Annotated in this window: 4 protein-coding genes; all 4 read right to left on the reverse strand. The window is 69.6% G+C overall.

Annotation, left to right across the window (positions count from 1 at the left end; all coding sequences use genetic code 11):
* Window positions 1–17: 17 nt before the first annotated feature.
* Genes treY through glgX form a run of 4 tightly spaced genes read right to left on the reverse strand, consistent with a single transcriptional unit; the run spans window position 18 to window position 9,304 of the window.
* Window positions 18–2,900, reverse strand: coding sequence for a malto-oligosyltrehalose synthase (treY, locus tag P5W98_RS22010; RefSeq protein ID WP_421025988.1), 2,883 nt, complete (start codon window positions 2,898–2,900; stop codon window positions 18–20).
* Window positions 2,897–5,137 (reverse strand): 4-alpha-glucanotransferase, encoded by a 2,241-nt coding sequence (gene malQ, locus P5W98_RS22015; RefSeq protein ID WP_421025987.1) that lies wholly within the window; start codon window positions 5,135–5,137, stop codon window positions 2,897–2,899. Before malQ ends, treY begins: the two co-directional genes overlap by 4 nt.
* Window positions 5,134–7,032: a malto-oligosyltrehalose trehalohydrolase gene (gene treZ / locus P5W98_RS22020; protein WP_421025986.1), complete on the reverse strand. Its 1,899-nt coding sequence runs from the start codon at window positions 7,030–7,032 to the stop codon at window positions 5,134–5,136. Before treZ ends, malQ begins: the two co-directional genes overlap by 4 nt.
* Before the next feature lie 13 nt (window positions 7,033–7,045).
* Window positions 7,046–9,304, reverse strand: a complete 2,259-nt coding sequence (glgX, locus tag P5W98_RS22025) for a glycogen debranching protein GlgX (RefSeq protein ID WP_421025985.1) — start codon at window positions 9,302–9,304, stop codon at window positions 7,046–7,048.
* Window positions 9,305–9,324: the final 20 nt, after the last annotated feature.

Consider the following 9,324-nt stretch of genomic DNA (forward strand, 5'->3'; position numbering starts at 1 on the left):
CTTGCCTTTTCTTGGGCTCAGGCTGGCGCGAGGGTCGACAGCACCGCGACCGGCAGCGCGCTCAACACGTCGCGCAGATACAGCACGTTGTCCTGATCGTGTCGCGTCGCGGCGCGGGTCGCGTCGCTCAGCCAGTCGTGCAGGGCCGTTGCCGGGCACGCTGTGGGTGCTTTGGGCAGCACGACCGCCGTATCGTCCCAGCGCGCGGGTTCGACGAGCGGCAGGTCGCCTTCGAGCAGCGCCGCTGCATGCAGCGTGCCGATCACCACAGCCCACGTCTCGCCGTGCCGGCGCGCGAAGGCAATCGCGTGCGCGGCCTGCGCGCCGCGTACTTCGAGCGGCCAGTACTCGCCCTCGCTCAGCAATGCCGGCACGCGCTCGCGCAGCGCGAGCAGACGCGCAATGATGGCCTGTTTCACGTGCGCATCGCGCCAGTGCGCCAGTTTTGCGGCGGGCGCGCGGCTATCCAGCGCCGCCGCGCGCAACGCAAAATCCACGGGCCGGCGGTTGTCCGGATCGACGAGGCTGAAATCCCATAGCTCGGCGCCCTGATAGAGATCGGGCACGCCGGGCGAGCTCAGGCGCAGCACGGTTTGCAGCAGCGTATTGATGGCGCCGGCCGGCGCGATGCGCGCCACGAAGGTGGCGAGTGCATGCAGGAAGCCGTCGCGCCGCTGGGGCGCGAGAATATCGAAGAGAAATGCCTGGCAGTCCGATTCGTAGGCCTCGTCAGGAACGAGCCAGTTGGTGCGCTGCTTCGCCTCGCGCAGCGCCTTAGTTTGCCATTGCGCGACGCGCTCGGCCAGTTCGCGCACGCGCACTTCGTTGCCGGCGTCGAGATCGGGCGGCCAGCAGCCCACCAGGGTTTGATAGAGCATGGCTTCGGCCGCCGGGCCCGGCGCCCATTCTCCCTTCGTGCCCGACGATGACGATGAAGGCGACGCGTCGCTGCGCCGCTGCGGCTGGTTCAGCGTGGACCACGCGCGCAGCGTCGCGCTCCATTCGGGGGCGATTTCGCTGAGCACCGCGAGCCGCGCGCGCACGTCTTCGCCGCGCTTGTGATCGTGCGTGGCGGTGGCGAGCAAGGCGAACGGGAAGCGGCGCTGGCGCAGCGCATTGGCTGCGTGGAAGTCATCGAGGCTGCGTGAGAAGTCGTCCGGGTCCGCGCCGACTTCGTTGCGCGAGAGCAGTCTGCCGTAGCGGTAGAGCGCGGTGTCCTCGGTTGCTTTCGCCGCGAGCGGCGCGGTGAGTTGGGAGAACAGCGTCAGCGCGGTGCGCTGTGCGATGAGCGCATGACTCAGCGGCGCTGGGCTCTGTGCGGTGTGTCTGGCCGCACTCGCGCCGTTGCTGTTGCCATTCGTTGCAGCCGTAGGCGGCGCATGCGCGCCAAGCCACGCGTCGACCTGATCGAGCGCGGCGAGGCTCGCGCGCGGCAGCGCCTTGCGGGCCGCTTGCAGCGCGAGATCGAAATAGCGGTTGTCCGCGGGGCCGCGCAGGCCATTCACCGGGTAGATGCGATAGACCGGAAAGTGCATCGCCAGCTGCGCGACCACGCGGTGCACGCTCGCGTAAGTGAAGTCGCGCGTGGCGGGCTGCTCGCGTGCGATGCGGTGCAGTGCGCGCGCCGCGTGATCGAGCTCCGCCGCGAGATACGCGGCCAGCACTTCGCGGCGCGCATCGAGCGCGACGCGCGCGAAGGGGACGTCCTGCCCCGAGATCGCGGCCCAGCTTGCAGCGAGCGGCGCAGCGCCCGCCGGGTCGTGGAGCAGCGCGCCCACGTCGTTCATGAAGTCGTAGCCGGTCGTGCCTTGAACGGCCCAGTCCTCGCGCAACGGTTCGCCATGCGCGAGAATCTTCTCGACCACGATATAAGGCGGTTGCGCGCGCAATGAACAGAGCCGCTGGCGCAGTCGATCGCAATACTCGCGCGGGTCAGCGAGGCCGTCGATATGATCGATGCGCAGGCCGTCGATCACGCCATCGGCGTAAAGGCGCAATACGAGCTTGTGCACGGACTCGAACACGTCGTGGCGCTCCACGCGCACGCCCGCGAGCGCACTCACGTCGAAGAAGCGCCGCCAGTTCACTTCGTCCGCGGCGGTGCGCCACCACGCCAGCCGGAAGTGCTGGCGCTCCAGCAGCCGGTGCAGGCGCTCGCGCGTGGCGGGGTGGTTGCCCGCGTGCGCCTGCAGCGCAGCGTCGATGGCGGCGCTGCCTTCGCGCTCGACGAAGTCGCGCAGCGCCGCGCGCGCGGTGGCGGCGCGCGCCTGGTCGTCGGGCTGCGTGGTGAGGCCCTGGAACGGCGCGGCGAGCGTCTGGAGCAGGTTGGGATCCGTGTCGCTGGCGGCATGCAGCAGCGTCGCGTAATCGGCGGGGCAGATCGGGCAGACGTGCGGGCCGTATTGCACATAGAAGCGCGCGAGCGCCGCGTCGAACTTCAGCGCGATGCGGCCTGCTGCGAGTTCGTCGCCGTATTGCGCGCCGAGGAACGGCATCAGCACCTTGCCGCGCAGCACCGGGTCGGGCGAATGCCAGTCGACGTCGAAGTAGCGCGCGAAGGCACTGTGGCGTCCCCATTCGAGGATGTCGAGCCACCACGCGTTGTGCGCGCCGCCCACGCCCATGTGGTTGGGCACGAGATCCACGATCAGACCCATGCCGCGCGCGTGCAGCGCATCGGCGAGTCGCCGCAGCGCTGCTTCGCCGCCGCGTTCCTCGCTCACCGTGCCGTAGTCGACCGTGTCGTAGCCGTGCAGCGAGCCAGGCTGCGCGGTCGTGACGGGCGAAAGATAGAGATGGCTCACGCCGAGCGCGGCGAAATAGTCGAGCTGCGCGAGCGCGTCGTCGAACGTGAAGCCCTGATGGAGCTGCATGCGCAGCGTGGCGCGCGGGCGTGTCATGGCACGGAACGCATCGAGGGCGCGGCCGGCGCATTGTCCGGGCTCGCGGAGGTGTCGCCTGCTGCTGCTTCGCTTTCCATGCCTGCGGCCAGCGCACGCGCACGCACGACGGTCCGCACGCGCGCAGCGAACGCGGGATCGTCGAACAGGGCGTCGACGGGCAGCGGCAGACGGCGGCGCCAGTTGGGATGCTCGTCGATCGAGCCCGGCAGGTTCGGTTGATCGGCGAGGCCGAGCAGGTCTTCGAGCGGACAGGTCACGAGCGGGCTCGCGCTCACCGCCACGTAGCCGAGCGCGCCCTCCACGGGCGCATTCTCAGGCGATGCCTCAGGCTCGGCGGCATCGTGCGGCGCGAAGCCGGTGTCCTGCAACGCGCGCCACAGCGCCGCGCGGTCGGCGGCGCGCTGGGTGTGTTCGAGCGCGACGGGGTCGCGCCCGTCCGCGCGCGCGAGTGTCTGGCCGATGCGGTTGCGCCAGTCGATGTCGCTGCCGCTCCACCAGCCCGCGATGGTCGGTAAATCGTGCGTGGTGGGGGTGGCCACGCAGTTCGTGGCGTAGCGTCCTGGCGCGAGAAATGCGCTGCCCTCGCGCTCGAACCACAGCACGCGGATGCCGTAGAGCCCATGCGCGGCGAGCCGCTCGCGCAAGCCCGGCGGCACGGTGCCGAGGTCCTCGCCGATCACGATGGCGCGGTGCCGCCACGACTCGAGCGCGATGAGCCGCACGAGGTCGTCGAACGGATAGCGCAGATACGCGCCATGTTGCGCGCTTTCGCCTTCGGGCACGAGCCACAGGCGCCGCAGCCCCAGGATGTGGTCGATGCGCACGCCGCCCGCGTGCGCGAACGCGGCGCGCAGCATGGCGATGAACGCGTGAAAGCCGGTGTTGTGCATCGCGCGCGGCGAAAACGTGGTGAGACCCCAGCTTTGCCCGGCCTGGTTGAAAAGGTCCGGGGGCGCGCCCACGGAAACGCGCTGCAGCATGTCGTCGGGCTGCGCCCATGCCTGCGAGCCCGCGCCATCGCAGCCCACCGCGAGATCCGCGACCAGCCCGACTGCCATGCCGGCCTCGCGCGCCTCGCGTTGCGCGCGCGCGAGGCCTTCTGCCGCGAGCCATTGCAGGAAGCGGTGAAAGTCCACTTCGCGCCGGTGCGCCGCGGCGAAGCGGGCGACGTCTTCACTGCGCGGGTCGCGCAAGGGCGCGGGCCAGTCGCGCCAGTGACGGGCGCCGGCGGGCTCCTTGAGCATCGCGGCATGGAGCGCTTCGAAGCGCGCGTGGTCTTCGAGCGCCTCGCCGCCGCGCGCGCAGAACGCCTCGAATGCCTTGGCGCGCGATGAATCGCTGGCGCGTTCCGTATCGTCGAATCGATCGAAGAGCACGCGCAGCACCGCGAGCTTGAGCGGCAGCGCGCGGGTCCAGTCGATGAGCGGCAGCGCTTCGAATTCGCGCCCTGTGTCGCTGGATTGCGCGGCTTTGCGCATGGCTTCATGCGCGGCCTGCGCGCCGAACACGGCGGCCGGATCGATATGCGCGACATTGAGCCAGAGCCGCGAGGAAGGCGAGTACGGACTGAAGTGGCCCGGCTCGGCGCTGAACATCGCATGCGTGGGGCTGACCGCGAGCGCATGCGCGCCGTGCCGCGCGCTCTGAGTGGCGAGCGTGGCCAGCGCGCTGTAATCACCGATGCCGCCATCGCCATTGCGTCGGAGTCCATATAATTGCGCCGCGACACCCCAGAGCGGAGGCACGCGCGCCGTGTCGCCGTGCCGCGCGCGCCAGGCGTCGTCGAGGGTGTGGCAGCGCGGCGGCGCGACGGCGATCGTCAGGCGGTGATCATGGACCGAGAGCGTGTGATAGCCGGGCTCGGAAAGCGGCGCGAGCAACGCGGGCGCGTCGCGCGGCGCGGTGAAGCGGCCTTCGATATGCTCGCCGTTTTCCAGATCGATGCGATAGTGGCTGCCCGTGCGCACCGCCGAAGCGGGCAATTCGATCGCGCTCTCGAATTCGGCGGTGATCAGCGGCGGCAGGCGCCGCGACGACTGCTCCGCGTTCAGCGCGGAAGCGCTGTGACGCATCTGCGTGGCGTTCGCGCAGGGCAGGCCCGCGCATTCGAGCAGCGCGGCGAGCGTGCTGTCGGGCACGCGCTGCGCGATGCCGCGCGCGTCGGTCCACTCGACCGCAAAGCCCGCGCGTTGCGCGAGTTGGGCGAGCGTCTCGCTGCGGCGCGCGGTGCTCATGTGAGCGGTTCCTCGAGCCGCACCACGCGCGCGTCGTGATGGAGCGCGTACTCGGGCACGGCGCCGGTGAGCCATGCCACGCACGAGCTCTCAGGCAGCACGCCACGGTCGGTGATATCGCGCGCGCGCTCAGGCGTCTCGAAGACGACCATGCCGTCGGGCTGTGCGCCGAGCGGCGCGCCTTGCGCGCCGAGGTTCAGCGCGATCGTCCATGTCTCGCCGTCGGCGAGACGCCAGCGCGCGACGAGCGCATTCAGCGCGTGGCCGGCGTCGTCGGCGAGCACGGTCGCGCCGAGCGGCCGCGCATCGTGCAGACGCGGTATCAAAAGACGCGCGCGCACGGCGAGCGCGGACTTGTAGAAGTGCATCCACGCGCGCCGTTCGTCGTCGAGCGGCGCGTCCGCCGGCGGCGACGAATTCACGAACGTTTGCGGATCGTTCGGATCGGGAATCTGTGCGCGCTGCGCCGCGTCGCTGAATGCGCTGAACGCCGCGAATTCCTTGCGGCGGCCTTCGCGCACCGCTTTGGCGAGCTCGCCTTCGAAGGCGGTGAAGAACTGAAACGGCTGCGTCGAGCCGTATTCCTCCTCCATGAACAGCAGCGGAATCTGCGGCGAGAGCAGCAGCAGCGCCGTGGCCGCGCGCAGCGCGCCGTCGTCGCTGAGCGCGCGCAGGCGTTCGCCCAGCGCGCGGTTGCCGATCTGGTCGTGATTCTGCAGGAACATCACGAACGCGGTGGGCGGCAGGTGCGCGCTAGGCTCGCCGCGCGGCGCGCCGGCATGTATCGGCGACGGGTCGCCCTGGTAGGCAAAGCCTTCGCCGAGCACGCGCGCGAGGTGGCGGATCGGGTGGTCGGCGAAAGCGCGGTAATAGCCCTCCGATTCGCCGGTCAGCATTACGTGCAGCGCGTGGTGGGCGTCGTCGTTCCACTGCGCGTCGAAATGCGCTTCGAGCAGATTGGCTTCGTTGTGCTCGTTTTCCAGCACGAGATGCACATGGCGGTCGGGCTCCACGCGCGCATGCACATGGTCGGCGAGCTCGCGCAGCCACTCGGGGTCGTCGATGGCGTGCGCGGCATCGATGCGCAGGCCGTCAAAGCGATATTCGGTGAGCCAGTAGAGCGCGTTGTCGCTGTAGAAGTCGCGCACCTCGGGGCGCGCGAAATCGAGCGCGTCGCCCCAGGGCGTGCGCTTGCCCGCCTTGAAGAACGGCTTCGCGTAGTGGCCGAGCCAGTTGCCGTCCGGGCCGAAGTGGTTGTAGACCACGTCGAGGAACACCTGGAGGCCCAGGCCGTGCGCCGCGTCCACGAGCGCCTTGAGTTCGTCGGGCGTGCCGTAGGCCGCGTGCGGCGCATAGGGCAGCACCACGTCGTAGCCCCAGCCGCGCTCGCCGGGGTAGTCGTTCAGGGGCATCAGCTCGATGGCGGTGATGCCGATGTCGGCGAGCGCGGGCAGGCGTTTCATGACGCCGCGATAGCCGCCCAGCGCGCCCACGTGCAACTCGTATAGCACCGAGTCTTCCCAGGGGCGTCCGCGCCAGTGCGCGTGCTGCCAGGCGTAGCCGCGCGCGTCGAGCACTTCGCTCGGTCCATGCACGCCCTGGGGCTGAAAGCGCGAAGCGGGGTCGGGTACGAGTTGGCTCTCGCCGATGCGGTAGCGGTACAGCGTGCCGGAGCCGCACGGCGCCTGCGCTTCGTACCAGCCGTTGCCGCTGGGCGTCATGTCGATCGGCGCGCAGGCCCCGTCTTCGAACACCACCTGCACCTTGTCGCACGAGGGCGCCCAGAAGCGAAAGCGCGTGTGCGGCTGCGCGTGCGCGGCGCCCGTCAACTGCGCGCCGAACGGCAGGCAGTGCATGTAATGGCGGACGTGCGGATCATGCGATAGCGTGGCCATGGCTGATTCCTGTTCAGCGGTCGTCGTCTGGGCCTGCTTCTGCGTCTTCGTCGGCAGGCGCTGCGCCTGGCTGGCGCGGGTCGGGCGGCGGCGTCTCGCTGCCTTGCGCCGCGCTTCTTTCCTGGCCGTTCGCCTGCGCCTCGATGTCTTGCGCCGCGCCGGGTTCGCCATGACGCGCAGGCCGTGCGCCCAACACCACGAGCGTGTGCGCGGCGACTTCCACGCTCGTGCCTGGCAAGGCGTGCGGCGGTTCTGCGGGGCGCGCGCTGTCGAGCAGCACGGACCATGCGAAAGGCGGCGCGGCGGCCGTGAACGTCACCGCCTGCGCGGAGGCGTTCAGCATCATTAACAATACTTCTATTTCGCCGTCGAGTCCTGGCCCTGCGCGCCGCATCGCGAACGCGCGCGCCTCGGGGTCCTGCCACGCCTCGGGCGAGAGCGGCGCGCCGTGCTCGTCGAACCAGTCCACGTCGTGCACGTCCGGCAGCACGTCGCGGTCGCCGAACAGGAAATGCGTCTGCCGCAGCACTGGATGGTCGCGCCGCAGCGCGATCGCGCGCGCGACGAACGCGCTCATCGCTTCGCCTTGCGGCGTTGCGGCAAGCGTCCAGTCGAGCCAGGACAGCTCGTTGTCCTGGCAGTAGGCATTGTTGTTGCCGAGCTGCGTGCGGCCCGCCTCGTCGCCGGCGAGCAGCATGGGCGTGCCGAGCGCGACGAACAGCGTCGCGAGCATCGAGCGCGCGACGCGTGCGCGCGTATCGAGAATCGCCGGATCGTCGGTTGGGCCTTCCGCGCCCCAGTTCGCGCTCCAGTTCTCGTTGTGGCCGTCGCGGTTGTCTTCGCCGTTTGATTCGTTGTGCTTGTGTTCATGTGCGACGAGATCGGCGAGCGTGAAGCCGTCGTGCGAGGTCACGAAATTGAGCGACGCCCAGGGGCGGCGCGTGCGCTTGTCGAAGAGATCGGCGGAACCGGTGAGGCGCGCGGCGAGATCGGCGCGCTGGCCGGGGTCGCCGCGCCAGTAACGCCGAACGCTGTCGCGAAAGCGGTCGTTCCATTCGGCGAAGCCCGGCGGATGATGGCCGAGCTGATAGCCGCCCGGCCCCACGTCCCACGGCTCGGAGATCAGTTTGACGCGCGAGAGCACGGGGTCCTGGCGCAGCACGTCGAAAAACCCGCTGGCGGGATCGAAGCCGTGCGCTTCGCGCCCGAGCGTGACGCCGAGGTCGAAGCGAAAGCCATCGATGCCGTACGAGGTGACCCAGTAGCGCAACGAATCGGTCACCATCTGCAGCACGCGCGGATGCGTGAGGTTGAGCGTGTTGCCGCAGCCTGTGTCGTTGATGAGATGCCGCTCGTCGCCCGGCACGCAGCGGTAGTAGCTTGCATTGTCGAGCCCGCGCCACGAGACCGTCGGCCCGCCTTCGCTGCCTTCGCAGGTGTGGTTGTAGACCACGTCGAGGATCACTTCGATGCCGGCCGCGTGAAGCTGGCGCACAGCGATGCGCATTTCGTCGGGATCGTGGCCCGAGAGATAAGAGGGCTCGGGCGCGAAGTACGCGGCCGGGTTGTAGCCCCAGTAGTTGCGCAGGCCGCGCTCGAACAGAAAGCGCTCGGTGAGCAGGGCCTGCATCGGCAGCAGCTCCACGGCGGTGATGCCCAGCTTGTGCAGATGCTCGATGAAGCGCGGCGAGGCGAGTCCCGCGAAGGTGCCGCGCGTGTGCGAGCGCAGCTCGTGACGCAGCATCGAGATGCCGCGCAAATGGGTCTCGTAGATCACGGTTTTGCCCCACGGCGTGTTTGGCCGTACGTCGCGCGACCAGTCGAACGCGTCGTGGCTGACCACGGCCTTGGGCATGGCGGGCGCCGAGTCGCGGCGATCGAACGAGAGGTCGGCGCGGTTCGAATGCACGCGGTAGCCAAACAGCGTGTCCGACCAGCGGAACTGGCCGATCAGCCGCTTCGCGTAGGGGTCGAGCAGCAGCTTGTACGGATTGAAGCGGTGGCCCAGATGCGGCTGATAGGGGCCGTGCGCGCGCAATCCATACACCGTGCCGGGATGGGCGCCCGGCAAATAGCCGTGCCAGACTTCGTCGGTGCATTCGGGCAGCGTGTAGCGCGTGCGCTCCTTGCGCCCGGTCGGGTCGAACAGGCACAGCTCGATGCGCCACGCGTGCGCCGAGAACACCGCGAAGTTCGTGCCGAGCCCGTCCCATGTCGCGCCGAGCGGGTAGGGCGCGCCGGGCAGCAGTGGCTCGGGCAGGCCGTTAGCCATGTCGATGCTCCTTCTCGTGT

Origin of the sequence: Paraburkholderia sp. A1BS-2L, assembly GCF_051125205.1 — a bacterium.
In the GTDB taxonomy this organism is placed as follows: Bacteria; Pseudomonadota; Gammaproteobacteria; order Burkholderiales; family Burkholderiaceae; genus Paraburkholderia.